We start from the raw sequence: 14,720 nt of genomic DNA on the forward strand, positions 1-14,720 counted from the left end.
TTTTTAACCTAAATAGGCTATAAAATTCGATTTAACTTTCTGAAACTTCAACAACATCTATTAATGCCATTGAACTACCACCATTTAGATTTAATACTATATTTCCGCCAGCTCCAGCTAGTGTGACACTATCTACTTTACGATAAGTCATGGCCTGAATTTCAGAAGCTTGGCCATCAACTAAACCTGCAATTCTAAATCGATAAGCACCTTCTGCGGCAGGCTCACCAGCTGAAGTCATACCATTCCAAGTAAAGCCAAATTCCCCTGACTCAACATTACCAACAGGAACAGTTTGAATAATTTCACCGGCTGCATTTTCCACATAAATATTAACGTTACTTGCCGGTTGATCAGTCACTAGCTTACCTTTCACCTCTTCACCTGTAGACATACCAAAGACATTGTCATCAACTAAAACACTTCTTCCTACTAGTGATGAAGCTTGTAATGCTTGGCTTGAAGACATAGATGTAGCGAAATTTGTAAACTGCTCATTTAACTGCGAAACACCATCAGTGGTTGAAAAAGCCGTCATTTGAGAGATCATTTCATTGTTATCAGTAGGATTAGTTGGGTCCTGATGCGCAAGCTCTTGCGTGAGCAACGCGAAAAAATCTTCTTGCGTCAACATACCTTGATTGCCGTCAGAAACCTTAACTTCTTCCTTCTGCCATCGCATTCCTTCTAAAGGACTACCACCTGTAACCGATTCCATAATTACTCCTAACTAAGTATTATTTCTGACCTAACAACAAGGTTTTATTCAGCATGTTTTTTGCTGATTCAGCCAGTTGAATATTAGTTTGATATGAACGAGAGGCAGATATCATATTCGTCATCTCTTCAATCACATTAACATTAGGCTTATATATATAACCTTCCGAGTCTGCCATTGGATGCTCTGGTGAGTATTCAACATTTAACGGTTTGTTACTTTCAACAATACCAAGTACCTTAACTCCAACAGACTGATCTTGCCCAGCGGCAGCTTTTTGCATCTCAGCGGCAAAAACTGGATGGCGAGCACGGTAAGTTTGATCGATGCTACTACTAACACTATCTGCATTGGCAATATTACTTGCCGTTGTGTTTAAACGTACTGACTGAGCACTCATGCCCGTGCCAGAGACATCAAAAACATTAAATAAACTCATTAGCCTTGCCCTCCTGTTACTGTCCAGTTATTGCTTTTTTCAAGCCTTTTATTTTGCCATTCATAAATTGAAGACTCGCTTGATAATGCATTGAGTTTTCTAAATACAAGTTTCGTTCCACTTGTGCATCAACTGTATTACCATCACCTGTATCTGGTTGATTTGGAACGCGATAATCTACACCGTTATTTATTTCAGTGCGTACATCAAAGTGCTTTTCATTAGTACGGGTCATGCCGGTTTGTTGCCGGCTTGCCGCTTGCGCTAAAGCAGATTTAAAATCCATTCCTTTAGCTTTGTATCCGGGAGTGTCAGCATTAGCAATATTTCCAGCAATCACTTCCGCATTTTGGGCGCGAATTTGCAAACTTGCTGGGTGAATACCAAACGCTTTTTCGAAACTAATGGCCATAAGGCTACCTCCAATCTAATGAAGATAGCTATTCAATATTTGTGCCATTAAAAAATATACGGGGAAAGGAATTAAGATTTTTTTTGATAAACTATGCCAGGATTACAACGGATCATATCGAAATCTTGACTCAAATTAGAAAGAGATTCAGAGGCACCTAAAAACAGATACCCCCCTTTATTTAATACACCATGAATCTGAGAAAGTATTTGCATTTTTATTTCTGGGGCAAAGTAAATCAATACGTTACGGCAAAATACAATATCAAACCGTCCCATTAAACTATAACTGCCTAACAGATTTAATTGTCGAAAACTAACAGATTTTTTTACCGAGTCTTTCACTTTTGACATGCCGTTATCACCGTTCTCAAAAAAGAGTCTTTTTCGTTCAGGAGATAAACCGCGAGAAAGTGCTAAAGAATCATAATGCGCATATTTACAGTGTTCTAACATGGTGTTTGAGATATCAGTGCCAATAATTTGAACATTTCCCGGTAAACTACCAGGATTAGCTTGTTGATATTCAAGTGCAGACATAGCAATAGAATAAGGCTCTTGTCCTGAAGAACTCGCCGCTGACCATATTTTTAATGGTGTTCTTTGGCCAGTAAAGCTAGGAAATAATCTCGACTTCAATAACTCAAACGGGTATTCATCACGAAACCATAAGGTTTCATTCGTTGTCATAGCATCTATCACAGCGGCACGTAATTGACGTTCGGTAGGACTTAAAGTGCGAGAAACAAGATCGCCTAATGAGTCAACATTAAACTTTGCCATTAAAGGAGCAAGGCGGCTTTTAACTAAATATTGTTTATTTTCTCCTAGAACGATACCACATTGTTGTTCTAGAAATTCTCTAAACTGATGATAGCTTTTATCATCTAGCTGTCTAGCTGACACTATATTATTTCCGCCTTTAAACTACTATTATACAATTAGGATACATCACTAGGTTTCAACCATTTTTTCACTGCTGTTGCCAGTTCATCAGGATGAAACTTAGGAATAAAATCTTCTGCACCAACTTTTTCAACCATGGCGTTATTAAATACACCACTTAACGATGTATGTAAAATCACCGGCATTTTTCGTAATTGTTCATTACTTTTTATTTCAGCGGTAAGTGTGTAACCGTCCATTTCTGGCATTTCAATATCAGAAATCAATAAAGCGACTTTTTCAGTGATACAATTTAATCCCTCGGCGAGGTCTTTTAATTGATCCAACGCATCTTGGCCATTTTTAGCTAAGACCATATTTAAACCAAGTGGCTCTAATGCTCTTTTCACTTGGTTACGAGCAACAGTAGAGTCATCCGCAATCATAATGACACGTTCACCGATGCTATCACCTACACTATCATCTATGACATCATCACTGAGTTCAGTGGAAATAGGACTAATTTCATTCAGGATTTTTTCAACATCTAAAATAGAAACCATTTGTTTATCGATTTCTGTTACTGCGGTTAAATAACTTGATTTACCGGCACCTTCAGGAGGAGGCATAACATCTTTCCAACTTAAGGTAACTATTCGTTCGACAGCAGCAACTAAAAAGCCTTGAACACTTCTATTATATTCAGCAATAACCACAAAAGAGTTTTCATCAGGGATAATTTCAGGACCGCCAGTCGCTTTACTTAAATCGATGACTGAAATAGTTTGTCCCCGAATATGAGCAACACCTTTAATGTACTTATCTTGTTTTGGTAAAGATGTTAAGCGCGGACATGGCATGACTTCTCGCACTTTAAAAACGTTAATACCAAAGCGTTGAGGCCCTACTAATCTAAAAAGTAAAAGTTCAAGTCGGTTTTGCCCCACCAATTGGGTACGTTGATTAACCGAGTCTAAAATTCCTGCCATACAAACCTCTTATAAAGCGCTTCTATTTATACTATGTGTCTAACAAGGCACAATTCTTGATAGTAAAAGAGTAAATGAAATGAGTCGACTGAAAATTGACACTATTTTTACATTTACAATATCTCTACTAAGCATAGACGAGTATTTAAATTTCCCTAATAAAAGATTACAAAATTTATGAGCAAATTAAAGATATTTATAACTTTTTTATTTTTGATAAGTCATTTTCCATCTTTAGCTTATTCAAATATTTATGATCGTGCGTTTATTATAAACCTCGCCAAAGAATTTGTAGAAAGCAATACACCCGTTCCTATAAGAGGTAAACGTGTTATTGAACCTGCATCAATTGACTCAAGGATTACCTTAAAACCTTGCGCAATTCCATTAACGGCAAATATACCCGATAATTACTCAAGTAGAAATGTAAATGTTAAAATTTCTTGTGAAAGTTCAACGCCATGGCATTTATTTCTTCCAGTTAGAGTCACAGTAACTGTTCCCGTGTTAGCGACCAAATATAAAATAAATAAAGGAACTATACTTGATAAAAGTAATATTATGGTTGAATGGCGAGAGTTAAATAGCATACGTAGTGAAATTTTAGACGACATAGATTTAATTATCGGCGCTCGCTCTAAAAGAACACTTTCTCAAGGTGCCATCATCACCAAAAGAGCAATTTGCGTTGTATGTAAAAATGAGAATGTCACCATCATTGCAAAGTCTGATAATTTTATGATTAAAACGGCGGGTATTGCACTTAAAAATGCTACTTTTGGTGAACAAGTAAAGGTGAAGAACACGCGTTCAGGTAGAACAATAAATGCGCAAGTTAACGCTATCAACCAAGTAGTAATTAATCTATAATATTTTTTAAAGATTTTAGGCGTTTGGCCGATAACAAGATAGTAATAAAGTTTAATTGCCGATAGGAATTAATTATGGCTATAAATATCAATAACTTGTCGAATAACAATCAAGTTAAACAAAAAGTTGATCAGCAAACCCAGGTTAAACAACAAGCAACACAAAGTTCAGTTGTTGCCGAACAAGCCAAGGTTGCCAGTAAAGATTCTGTTTCTATTACACCTCAAGCAAAACAATTAGGTGAATTACAGAAAAAAGCAAATGATGCGCCTGCCGTCAACCAAAAGAAAGTTGAGCAGTTGAAAAAAGCGATCATTTCGGGTGAATATAAAATTGACCCAGAAAAATTAGCAGCAAGTATTGCTGGCTTTGAGTTTAAACTTAATTAAAACTTTTTTTCAATCTGTGAAAGGATTTTTGTGTGACAACTGAAGCAACTAATTTGAGTCTAATTGAAAAGCAATTAATGCAATTACAACAATTAGAAATAATAATAGATCGCGAAAAAGATGTATTACAAAAACAAGATCCTGACAAATTACTAGAAATTACCGACGAAAAAAATCACTTACTCGTAGCAATTCAAACTCTTGATCAACAGTTTGAGCAAAGTATTTTGTTTAAACAAGAGAAATCTCAAGGACTGTACGAAGAGCAATTAAGTTTGATTGAAGAAATATTGTTACGTTGCAAAGACAAGAATCATGTCAATGGCCAAATCATTGCGCAATCTCAATTGGCAGTAGAGCGTATGAAAACCTCTCTGCTCCATAGCCATAATAAGTCTTCAATGACTTATGATAGCAAAGGTAAAACAAGTGGTGGTTTAAGTAGTTTAGACCTCAAAGCTTAATAACTTTCCTTTTTAAACTTTATAAAAAAACGCCAGTATTTACTGGCGTTTTTTCTAGCTGTCTGAGCAGTACGAAAGTTCGTTAATAATATCGAACTTCTTTAATTTCTTTATGATGACTTGAGGCAATATATAATTCATAAACGTCTTTAAAATCCAAATGAAGCTCTGTTGTATAAGTATCGCCAACAGGATAACTTTTTATCACTTTTGCCCCACGGATAACCCCTTGCACTGACGTTTTAAACTCTTGATCATTTAATATTAAGTTAGACATAGACGTTGAACTATTAATTTGTTGCCCATACACTTGTTCGGCAAGTTCAGCATACGCGGCAATTTTTGAGGCATTAATGGCCATTAACATCCGTTGAGTTTCATTATTCGATTTTTGTAAGCTGATTGGAGCCTGGCCTATTGCAGTAATCACCGGAAAACTTTCAGGCTTTATCGTTTGCCATTGCACATGCTTATCATAAATCGTACTGCAACTCGTTAATGTAAGAATAGTAATTCCCAATAACGCAACTTTCTGTAATGAATTAATCATAAAGTTTACCTTTTATTGATGAATTTCAACTGCACGAGCATCTTCAGTCAACATGTCACTTTTACGTAAAATCATACCGTCTTTTATTCTAACGTTTTCATCTCGATGCAATTCATCACCGACAACCCAATTGGGAATAAAAGACTGGGCGGTAGCAACAACAACCCTTGATTGCATACCAATCATTCTGGCATTAACCAAAATACCATTTTCTTGCTTCATCATGGTACCTGTAACTACATAGTCAATAATCTGGCGTTCTGGTAATTCTTTCCAATCGCGACTAAAAACATAATCGCCATCTTTCGTCACACGAATATGGCCAGTGGTTTTAAAGTCCACTAAGATAAGCCCATGACGTTGCAGTTCATGTACAAAGCTTTCTGAAAGTTGATTCCCTAGCCAGTTAGTCGACTCTAAATCTTTTAGATCAACAAATGAGGCAACGGCTATAGGTGTTTGAGGATTTACAAAGGAGCTGCTTTCAAGCATTTGATAAGCTAATCCTTTTACAACATCGTTAATCGCATGCTTTGGCAGTTCATAACTATCTATTTCACTCTTTTCTTGTTGTGAAATTCGATAAAAGTCATCATCAGATGAAAGCATACTGCAGGATACCAAAGTTGGTACCACTAAAACTAATAGCCAATTTTTCATTAGGCGCCCCTCAATTACAACGCGATATTTTAGGTTTTACAAAGCATAAATTAAGCCAACTTTCACAACTCTACTTTTAGGCATAAAAAGTGCATACGTCAGGTTAATTAAAATATTCTCCGTGGTTTAAAGTCGAGATAGTTATGCGCAGCTTAATTTTTATCATATTTACCGCTATTTTCAGTGTGCCATCGTTTGCACAATGGTATGAAACACAAGGGCATGCAATCATCAATAGCTCTAAAATGCAGGCAAGAACTAAAGCCATTGAAAATGCGCTAAAAAAAGCATTGTTAGTTGCGGGGGCTTCTGTATCAAGTGTCCAACAAGTCGTTAATGGTTTATTAATGCAAGATGAGATCAATATTAGAGCCAGTGGTGAAGTAAATTCATTTGAACTAATTGATGAACTATATAGTGGTAATGTGGTAACTGTCACTATTCGTGCAGATATTTTCCCTAAAGAACGGCAATGTTTCTCCGCTGATTATCGTAAATCCTTATTAATTACTAAAAGTCATATTAAAAACCGTGAACAAGCCAATATTGGTGGTATTTATTCACTAGATAAAGTACTTGTTAAAAGACTTGCGAAAAAAATAAATGCTGACGGTTTATATTTAGACACTAAACTTGTACTAAAAAACAATACGGAATTTTCACGTTATAACTATAGCTTACAAGCAGATAAAATAAAAAAACTGACGATGTCTCTATCAGATCTCAGTGGCAGTCAATATGTATTATTTTCTGAAATTAACGATATTTCTTTTGCGAACGTAGAAAATAATAGTTGGCAATTTTGGCAAGAAGATATTTACGATCGTCATTTTAATTTTAGTATCTATATATACAATGGCAGTAATGGCGAACTAGTATTTAATCAAAATTACAAAAACTCTGCGCCTTGGCATTACTCTATTAGAGATCAAGTAGACGTTAACTCTAATACCTTTTGGCAAGGTGAATATGGCAATATTATCAATCAAACTTTAAATGCCGTGATCACAGACATTGATGACAATATGATGTGCCAACCCACCAGAGGGAAAATAGTGAAGGTTTCTGGTAATGAAGTGATGATCAACCTTGGCAAACGCCAAGGAGTAAAAGAAGGTGATGAGTTTTCTTTATTACACACCAAAAATTTTACCTCTGATTTAGGAAAGGTTTACGCGGGCTTTAATATTAGTCCTTTTACAGTAAAAATAATCCAAGTATCTGAGGAAAGTGCGTTAGCCGTATCATCAAAAGGTGAAATGCTCGATAATATACAACAAGACGATTTAGCGGTTAGGTATTAAAACTACGATTGTTATGAACTCCCCCACTAGTTTCTCGATTTTGTAGAATAAAATGGTTCAACTGCATTTCATTCTACAAAGTCATTTTACTTTCCCGCGCAAGCAAAATATTATTAGCCTAGTTCATTTTAAATAAAACCTACGTCCTCATAGTTTAACTGGATAAAACTGCGGCCTCCTAAGCTGCTGCTCCAGGTTCGAGTCCTGGTGAGGACGCCACTAGCTTTTCACTATTTGAAAGATTTACCAATGCCTTTTAACGATTATAAAATGACGAATATTTGATAAAAGGAAGTATTCATTTCCTAGCAAGAAAATTTCAGCCGCAAAACATTATTTTATTGATAAAAAAAACCCCGTAAGTACGAGGTTTCATTTATATTCACTCGAAAACTAATTCGATTGTTCTGTCGTTACGTCCGTGTCTCCAGCTACTGAGGTATTACTCAATATGGCTGACAACGCTAATACAAGTACGGCAAATATTACGGTTGTCAGTTTTATCCCTTTCGAAGACGATTTGTTCATTATAGATCCTGCCAGCAAGGAATATTTTTATTATTAAATTTTACTGCGGTTAAAACTTATACGATTCAGATTGCTATTTCAATGATTTTAATAGAAAAAGTAAATAATGAGCCACTTTTTATTCTATTGCAAGGCAGCACCACCTATTTATCCATGAATGTTTGACGAAAACAGAACATCAAAAACGCCTCAGTATTTACCGTAATTATTGCGCCCTTGAAAGTGTTCCATTTATTTAGTCATGAAGAAAATAACCAGTAAGCGTAGTAATTATTCTTTGGTGCGATATAACTAACCCAACGAGTTAACCCCTACTAACCCAATTCAACTAACTCGATTTCACTAAAAAAGAGGTTAGAAAAAGTCATTTAATTTAGTAATCAACTGAATCAAGGCCGATATGTTCAGTGAAGCACATTTTTAGCAAGAAAATATAACAAATAACGTAATAACATTTGCAGTGAAGGGCTACTCTAGGCGAAAATAGCGGCACTTTTATATACCCTCAATAAAATTAGAATAGTTGGAGCTATTATGCCGTCGCGTCAAGAACTCGCCAATGCCATCCGTGTATTAAGTATGGATGCCGTACAAAAAGCAAAATCTGGTCACCCTGGTGCCCCAATGGGCATGGCTGACATCGCCGAAGTATTATGGCGTGATTTTTTAAAGCATAACCCTACCGATCCTAATTGGGCAGATCGTGACCGTTTTATTTTATCGAATGGTCACGGTTCGATGCTTATCTATTCTTTGTTACATTTATCAGGATATGACTTACCGATTGAGGAAATTAAAAACTTCCGTCAATTACATTCTAAAACTCCTGGCCACCCAGAATATGGTTACACACCGGGCGTTGAAACCACCACAGGTCCATTAGGTGCGGGGATTTCAAATGCCGTTGGTATGGCTATCGCAGAAAAAACCTTAGCCGCGCAATTTAATAGAGAAGGTCACGATATTGTTGATCACTTCACTTATTGCTTTTTAGGTGATGGCTGTTTGATGGAAGGTATTTCTCACGAAGCCTGTTCACTCGCCGGTACTTTAGGCTTAGGTAAGCTGATTGCTTTTTGGGATGATAACGGCATTTCTATCGATGGTGAGGTAGAAGGTTGGTTTACTGATAATACGCCTCAACGCTTTGCCTCATATGGTTGGCACGTTATTGCCGATGTTGATGGCCATGACCCTCAAGCTATTACTGCAGCTATTGAAGAAGCTAAATCAGTCACCGATAAGCCAACCATGATTTGTTGTAAAACAATTATCGGTTTTGGTTCGCCAAATAAAGAAGGGACACACGATTGTCATGGTGCACCTTTAGGCGATGACGAAATAGCTTTAACACGCGAAAAATTAAATTGGTCGCATGGTCCTTTTGAAGTGCCTGCCGATATCTATGCTGATTGGGATCAAAAAGAAAAAGGCCAAACAAGCCAAGTTGCTTGGAATGAAAAATTTGCTGCTTACCAAACCGCACACCCTGCACTGGCGGCAGAATACGAACGTCGTGTTTTAAAAGGTGAATTGCCAAAAGAGTTTGAAGCAAAAGCCAATGATTTTATTCAACAATGCCAAGCTAAGTCAGAAAATATCGCCTCTCGTAAAGCATCACAAAATATTATCGAAGAATTCGGCGCTATGTTGCCTGAATTATTAGGTGGTTCAGCTGATTTAGCCGGTTCAAACCTTACGTTATGGTCGGGTTCAAAAGGTATACAAGACGATGCTGCAGGTAATTACATTTTTTACGGTGTTCGTGAATTTGGCATGTCAGGCATAATGAATGGTATTTCGCTACACGGCGGTTTTATTAATTACGGTGCGACTTTCATGATGTTTATGGAATATGCACGAAATGCTGTTCGTATGTCAGCGTTAATGGGGATTCAGAATATTTTTGTTTACACCCATGACTCTATTGGCCAAGGTGAAGATGGTCCAACCCATCAGCCGGTTGAACAATTAACTAACTTACGTACGACACCAAATATGGTGACATGGCGTCCAGCTGATGCAACAGAATCTGCTGTAGCCTGGAAAAATGCCGTTGAGCGTCAAAATGCTCCGACGTCATTGATCTTCTCTCGTCAAGGTTTACCTGCACAAACGCGTACAGCAGAACAAGTCGCTTTAATTAAAAAAGGTGGCTACATTTTACGAGACAGCCAAGGTACACCTGAAGTTATTTTAATTGCGACTGGCTCTGAAGTAGCCCTAGCAGTCAAAGCTGCTGAAGCACTTGGTGACCACGTTCGTGTTGTATCTATGCCTTCAACAAACATTTTTGATGCACAAGATGCTCAATATAAAGAGTCGGTATTACCTAGCTCAGTAACAAAGCGGGTCGCAATAGAAGCGGCACATACTGATTTTTGGTATAAATATGTTGGCTTTAACGGTGGTGTTGTCGGTATGACTACTTTTGGTGAGTCAGCACCAGGCGGAGTATTACTCGAACACTTTGGTTTTACTGTTGATAATGTAATAAAAACAGTAAACAGCCTCGCTTAAACATAAGGCACCCTAGCAATTAACTATCTAGGGTGCCAGTTAATTCTCTTAAATGATCTTTCTATATGTCTGTAAATATTGCTATTAACGGTTTTGGTCGTATCGGCCGAAGTGTTGCGCGCGCTCTTTATGAAAATAACCATAAAACTGATATTAATTTAGTTGCTATCAATGAAATCGCAGATCCAGAAGGTATTGCTCACTTATTAAAGTATGACAGTACCCATGGCCGATTTTCATGTCCGGTTCAACTCATTGGCGAGCATTTAAATATCGCTGGTGATGATGTAATGCTTTCTCATCACAAAAATTTTCAAGAAATAAACTGGGCCGAAAAACACGTTGATATTGTTTTAGATTGCACAGGCTTTTATGCAAGTAAGGCTGATGGTTTACAACATATCGCCAATGGCGCTAAAAAAGTTTTATATTCACATCCGGCAGCAAATGATGTCGATGCCACCATTATTTTTGGGGTAAATGAACAAACCTTAACCCCGTCAGACAATATTGTCAGTAACGGTTCATGCACAACCAATTGTATTGTCCCTGTCATTAAAGTCATTGATGAAGCTTTTGGTGTCGAAAGTGGTTCTATTACTACGATTCATTCATCCATGCATGATCAACAAGTAATAGATGCATATCATCCAGATTTGCGCAGATCACGTGCCGCTAGTCAGTCGATTATTCCGGTAGATACCAAACTTTCAATTGGCATAGAGCGAATTTTACCTAAATTCTCAGGCCGTTTTGAAGCCATTGCAGTGCGAGTGCCGACCATCAATGTAACCGCAATGGACTTAAGCTTAACAGTATCAAATGATGTTTCTATTGCCGATATAAATCAGGCAATCATCAATGCGCAAAAAAATGGTTTACAGGGGATCCTTGGTTATACTGAAGAACCTCTGGTTTCTATTGATTTTAATCATGACCCTCATTCAGCCATAGTGGATGGTAATCAAACTCGAGTGAGTCATAAACGCTTAGTAAAAATGTTAGTGTGGTGTGATAACGAATGGGGCTTTGCCAACAGAATGTTAGACACCACAAGGGTACTATCTACCCTACTTTAACAATAAACTTTAGTATTTAGCTTTATAAACATTAACGAACAGGAAATTTACCATGTCAGTTATTAAAATGACCGATTTAGATTTAGCAGGAAAAAGAGTATTAATTCGTGAAGATTTAAATGTGCCAATTAGCGAAGGAAAAGTAACTTCCGGTGCTCGTTTAAGAGCCGCATTACCAACCATAAAGCTTGCCTTAGATGCAGGGGCAAAAGTTATGGTAATGTCTCATCTTGGCCGTCCTACCGAAGGTGAATTTAATCAAGAATTTTCATTGCAACCTGTTGTTAATTACTTAACAGAAGCATTATCAGCACCTGTTAAGTTAGTTAGTAATTACTTAGACGGTGTAGAAGTTGGCGCGGGTGAATTAGCCGTATTTGAAAATGTTCGCTTTAATATCGGTGAAAAGAAAAATGATGATGCGTTAGCAAAAAAACTTGCAGCATTATGTGATGTATTTGTTATGGATGCTTTTGGCACAGCTCACCGCGCCCAAGCAAGTACCCATGGCGTAGCAAAATTCGCGCCTGTTGCCTGTGCAGGTCCTTTATTAACAGCGGAATTAGATGCTTTAGGTAAAGCACTAGATAACCCTGCTAGACCATTAGTAGCAATTGTTGGTGGTTCAAAAGTTTCAACGAAATTAACTGTTTTAGATTCGTTATCAAAAATTGCTGATACGCTAGTTGTTGGTGGAGGCATCTCAAACACTTTTGTTGCTTCCGCTGGTAATGAAGTGGGTAACTCGTTATACGAAAAAGATTTGATCCCTGAAGCACAACGTCTTTGCCAAGAAACACAAGTAATTTTTGCTGATGACGTTACCGTAACAAGAGACGGTTTCAGTGATTGGAAACATGATTCTAAAACAGCAATAAAAGCATTATCTGAAGTTTCAGCAGAGGATGACATTATTGATTACGGACCACAAACAGCAGAAAAAGTGGCTGAAATTATCAAGGCTGCTGGAACCATTTTATGGAATGGTCCAGTAGGCGTTTTTGAAATTGACGCTTTTGCAAAAGGTACTGAAGTAATTTCACACGCCATTGCTGAAAGTCCTGCTTTTTCTATTGCCGGTGGCGGAGACACATTAGCAGCGGTTGATAAATATGATATTGCTGATAAAGTTTCTTATATCTCTACAGGCGGTGGTGCTTTTCTTGAATTTCTTGAAGGGAAAAAATTACCTGCGGTTGAAATTTTAGAACAACGCGCGAAATAAAATCGTATTATCCACCGTAATACTTAAGTAAAAAACCACAGCTTTCGGCTGTGGTTTTTTATTTTAATCATATATTTAAAAAAAAAAATAAATAGTTTGTTTGCTTTCATTTAACTCTAAAACGTACTTTCGTAGTAAAATTACTAAACAACCAATTTACCTTTCGTTCCTCTTTCGTTTTACAGCGCATTTTGTTGTAATTTTTCTATAAAGTTGACTAACATTAGAATAATTACTGCTTAAATATAAACATCTAATCGTTTTAGTTAGTGCCAAAGTGTTTTTTTTTCTGATACAATTACGACTTGAAAGAATATTGTTTCGTTATGAAACTTATTTATAGTGTGTATTGTTACAATGATAACTTAGGAGTTCATTCATGGCTTTAGTCTCTATGCGCCAAATGTTAGATCACGCCGCGGAAAACGGATACGGCATCCCGGCATTTAATGTTAATAATTTAGAGCAAGTTCGCGCAATTATGATTGCCGCAGATAAAACCAACAGCCCTGTTATATTACAAGGCTCTGCGGGTGCCCGTAAATACGCTGGAGCTCCTTTTTTACGTCATTTAATTTTAGCCGCTATCGAAGAATTTCCTCATATTCCAATTGTTATGCATCAAGACCACGGTACTTCACCTAGTGTTTGTCAGCGTTCAATTCAATTAGGCTTTTCATCTGTCATGATGGATGGTTCATTAATGGATGACGGCAAAACACCTGCAAGTTATGAGTACAATGTAGATGTAACTCGAAGAACTGTTGAAATGGCTCATGCTTGTGGCGTTTCAGTTGAAGGTGAACTAGGTTGTTTAGGTTCATTAGAAACCGGTGAAGCTGGTGAAGAAGACGGCATTGGCGCGGCAGGAAAGTTAACAATGGATCAAATGTTAACTGACCCAGAAGAAGCGGCTGATTTTGTCAATAAAACACAAGTAGATGCATTGGCAATTGCTTGTGGTACATCACATGGAGCCTATAAATTTACTCGCCCACCAACAGGGGATATATTAGCCATTGACCGCATTAAAGCGATTCATGCTCGCATTCCAAATACACATTTAGTGATGCACGGCTCTTCATCGGTTCCACAAGATTGGTTAGCGATTATCAATGAATATGGTGGAGCGATACCTGAAACTTATGGTGTGCCTGTTGAGCAAATTTGTGAAGGAATCAAATACGGTGTGCGAAAAGTAAATATCGATACGGATTTACGTTTAGCTTCTACCGGAGCAACACGTCGATTTTTAGCCCAAAACCCGAGCGAATTTGACCCTCGTAAATTCTTAGCTGAAACAACCAAAGCGATGACAGATATTTGTATTGCTCGTTATGAAGCCTTTGGCACTGCTGGAAATGCCGATAAAATCAAACCGATTTCTCTTGAGAATATGTTTGAAAAATATCAACGCGGCGAATTAGCAGCTTTAGTTAAATAAGCATAAGTAGATCAAGTCCCAAAAGTATTCCTTGGGCAATCAATAAAGGCGTTATCTTTGAGGTTACGCCTTTTTTAATGGCAATTTTTTGCCACCGCTTCACATACAACTCACTTAAAATAACTGTAACTTTCGCTTGCAACCTTTATTAACAAAATATTAACAAGTTCACCTAGGTTTCGTGGTAATCCCTTCTTTTATGTAAAAATAACCAAATTATAGTTGGTAAGCAGTTAATCATTGAT

General features: G+C 37.2%; 16 protein-coding genes and 1 tRNA gene. 9 read left to right on the forward strand and 8 right to left on the reverse strand.

The window, feature by feature from the left end:
• Nucleotides 1–31: 31 nt before the first annotated feature.
• The 5 genes from ABXH06_RS01145 to ABXH06_RS01165 all read right to left on the reverse strand — a co-directional run bounded on the left by ABXH06_RS01145 (nt 32) and on the right by ABXH06_RS01165 (nt 3,442).
• Nucleotides 32–718, reverse strand: a complete 687-nt coding sequence (locus ABXH06_RS01145; protein ID WP_311578001.1) for a flagellar hook assembly protein FlgD — start codon at nt 716–718, stop codon at nt 32–34.
• A gap of 19 nt (nt 719–737) precedes the next feature.
• On the reverse strand, nt 738–1,157 hold the full coding sequence (gene flgC / locus ABXH06_RS01150) for a flagellar basal body rod protein FlgC (protein WP_311578003.1): 420 nt from the start codon (nt 1,155–1,157) through the stop codon (nt 738–740).
• A 16-nt stretch (nt 1,158–1,173) separates the two neighbouring features.
• The gene (gene flgB, locus ABXH06_RS01155; RefSeq protein ID WP_311578006.1) at nt 1,174–1,569 is read right to left on the reverse strand and encodes a flagellar basal body rod protein FlgB; all 396 of its coding nucleotides are present in this window, start codon (nt 1,567–1,569) and stop codon (nt 1,174–1,176) included.
• Nucleotides 1,570–1,640: 71 nt separating this feature from the next.
• Entirely contained in the window at nt 1,641–2,474 is an 834-nt protein-coding gene (locus tag ABXH06_RS01160; protein WP_311578007.1) for a CheR family methyltransferase, read from the reverse strand.
• A gap of 35 nt (nt 2,475–2,509) precedes the next feature.
• Entirely contained in the window at nt 2,510–3,442 is a 933-nt protein-coding gene (locus tag ABXH06_RS01165; RefSeq protein WP_353517009.1) for a chemotaxis protein, read from the reverse strand.
• Between the two features lie 177 nt (nt 3,443–3,619).
• On the opposite strand from ABXH06_RS01165, the gene flgA reads away from it, so the two are divergent.
• From flgA to ABXH06_RS01180, 3 genes are all read left to right on the forward strand, one after another.
• Entirely contained in the window at nt 3,620–4,312 is a 693-nt protein-coding gene (gene flgA, locus ABXH06_RS01170; RefSeq protein ID WP_353517010.1) for a flagellar basal body P-ring formation chaperone FlgA, read from the forward strand.
• A 74-nt stretch (nt 4,313–4,386) separates the two neighbouring features.
• Nucleotides 4,387–4,701 carry a flagellar biosynthesis anti-sigma factor FlgM gene (flgM, locus tag ABXH06_RS01175; protein ID WP_311578014.1) on the forward strand — a complete coding sequence of 105 codons (315 nt, stop codon included), beginning with the start codon at nt 4,387–4,389 and terminating at the stop codon, nt 4,699–4,701.
• A 32-nt stretch (nt 4,702–4,733) separates the two neighbouring features.
• Nucleotides 4,734–5,165 carry a flagella synthesis protein FlgN gene (locus tag ABXH06_RS01180; RefSeq protein ID WP_353517011.1) on the forward strand — a complete coding sequence of 144 codons (432 nt, stop codon included), beginning with the start codon at nt 4,734–4,736 and terminating at the stop codon, nt 5,163–5,165.
• A gap of 82 nt (nt 5,166–5,247) precedes the next feature.
• Here ABXH06_RS01180 and ABXH06_RS01185 read toward each other — a convergent pair whose 3' ends face one another.
• Together ABXH06_RS01185 and ABXH06_RS01190 are read right to left on the reverse strand one after the other, a co-directional pair.
• Nucleotides 5,248–5,715, reverse strand: a complete 468-nt coding sequence (locus ABXH06_RS01185) for an LPP20 family lipoprotein (protein ID WP_311578018.1) — start codon at nt 5,713–5,715, stop codon at nt 5,248–5,250.
• Between the two features lie 12 nt (nt 5,716–5,727).
• Nucleotides 5,728–6,375 carry a FlgO family outer membrane protein gene (locus ABXH06_RS01190; RefSeq protein ID WP_311578020.1) on the reverse strand — a complete coding sequence of 216 codons (648 nt, stop codon included), beginning with the start codon at nt 6,373–6,375 and terminating at the stop codon, nt 5,728–5,730.
• Nucleotides 6,376–6,518: 143 nt separating this feature from the next.
• On the opposite strand from ABXH06_RS01190, the gene ABXH06_RS01195 reads away from it, so the two are divergent.
• The gene (locus ABXH06_RS01195; protein WP_353517012.1) at nt 6,519–7,679 is read left to right on the forward strand and encodes a flagella assembly protein FlgT; all 1,161 of its coding nucleotides are present in this window, start codon (nt 6,519–6,521) and stop codon (nt 7,677–7,679) included.
• A gap of 143 nt (nt 7,680–7,822) precedes the next feature.
• A tRNA-Arg gene (locus tag ABXH06_RS01200) sits at nt 7,823–7,898 on the forward strand.
• A gap of 174 nt (nt 7,899–8,072) precedes the next feature.
• On the opposite strand, the gene ABXH06_RS01205 is transcribed toward ABXH06_RS01200, so the two are convergent.
• A complete protein-coding gene (locus ABXH06_RS01205) occupies nt 8,073–8,207 on the reverse strand; it encodes a hypothetical protein (protein WP_311578024.1) in 135 nt (44 codons plus the stop codon).
• Between the two features lie 534 nt (nt 8,208–8,741).
• Between ABXH06_RS01205 and tkt the strand changes: the two genes are divergently transcribed.
• The 4 genes from tkt to fba all read left to right on the forward strand — a co-directional run bounded on the left by tkt (nt 8,742) and on the right by fba (nt 14,475).
• Complete coding sequence (gene tkt / locus ABXH06_RS01210) at nt 8,742–10,727, forward strand: transketolase (RefSeq protein WP_353517013.1); 1,986 nt, start codon at nt 8,742–8,744, stop codon at nt 10,725–10,727.
• A gap of 65 nt (nt 10,728–10,792) precedes the next feature.
• Nucleotides 10,793–11,806, forward strand: a complete 1,014-nt coding sequence (epd, locus tag ABXH06_RS01215) for an erythrose-4-phosphate dehydrogenase (protein ID WP_353517014.1) — start codon at nt 10,793–10,795, stop codon at nt 11,804–11,806.
• 52 nt (nt 11,807–11,858) lie between these two features.
• Nucleotides 11,859–13,031 carry a phosphoglycerate kinase gene (locus ABXH06_RS01220; protein WP_353517015.1) on the forward strand — a complete coding sequence of 391 codons (1,173 nt, stop codon included), beginning with the start codon at nt 11,859–11,861 and terminating at the stop codon, nt 13,029–13,031.
• A gap of 379 nt (nt 13,032–13,410) precedes the next feature.
• On the forward strand, nt 13,411–14,475 hold the full coding sequence (gene fba, locus ABXH06_RS01225; protein WP_311578032.1) for a class II fructose-bisphosphate aldolase: 1,065 nt from the start codon (nt 13,411–13,413) through the stop codon (nt 14,473–14,475).
• Nucleotides 14,476–14,720: the final 245 nt, after the last annotated feature.

Source organism: Thalassotalea sp. SU-HH00458, assembly GCF_040362795.1.
Taxonomy (GTDB): Bacteria; Pseudomonadota; Gammaproteobacteria; order Enterobacterales; family Alteromonadaceae; genus Thalassotalea_H; species Thalassotalea_H castellviae.

Coding starts and splice junctions, on each gene's coding strand:
- tkt (WP_353517013.1), top strand. CDS start 8,742: ATGCCGTCGCGTCAAGAACTCGCCAATGCCATCCGTGTATTAAGTATG.
- ABXH06_RS01165 (WP_353517009.1), bottom strand. CDS start 3,442: ATGGCAGGAATTTTAGACTCGGTTAATCAACGTACCCAATTGGTGGGG.
- ABXH06_RS01190 (WP_311578020.1), bottom strand. CDS start 6,375: ATGAAAAATTGGCTATTAGTTTTAGTGGTACCAACTTTGGTATCCTGC.
- fba (WP_311578032.1), top strand. CDS start 13,411: ATGGCTTTAGTCTCTATGCGCCAAATGTTAGATCACGCCGCGGAAAAC.
- ABXH06_RS01220 (WP_353517015.1), top strand. CDS start 11,859: ATGTCAGTTATTAAAATGACCGATTTAGATTTAGCAGGAAAAAGAGTA.
- ABXH06_RS01195 (WP_353517012.1), top strand. CDS start 6,519: ATGCGCAGCTTAATTTTTATCATATTTACCGCTATTTTCAGTGTGCCA.
- ABXH06_RS01205 (WP_311578024.1), bottom strand. CDS start 8,207: ATGAACAAATCGTCTTCGAAAGGGATAAAACTGACAACCGTAATATTT.
- flgM (WP_311578014.1), top strand. CDS start 4,387: ATGGCTATAAATATCAATAACTTGTCGAATAACAATCAAGTTAAACAA.
- flgB (WP_311578006.1), bottom strand. CDS start 1,569: ATGGCCATTAGTTTCGAAAAAGCGTTTGGTATTCACCCAGCAAGTTTG.
- ABXH06_RS01145 (WP_311578001.1), bottom strand. CDS start 718: ATGGAATCGGTTACAGGTGGTAGTCCTTTAGAAGGAATGCGATGGCAG.
- ABXH06_RS01185 (WP_311578018.1), bottom strand. CDS start 5,715: ATGATTAATTCATTACAGAAAGTTGCGTTATTGGGAATTACTATTCTT.
- flgC (WP_311578003.1), bottom strand. CDS start 1,157: ATGAGTTTATTTAATGTTTTTGATGTCTCTGGCACGGGCATGAGTGCT.
- epd (WP_353517014.1), top strand. CDS start 10,793: ATGTCTGTAAATATTGCTATTAACGGTTTTGGTCGTATCGGCCGAAGT.
- flgA (WP_353517010.1), top strand. CDS start 3,620: ATGAGCAAATTAAAGATATTTATAACTTTTTTATTTTTGATAAGTCAT.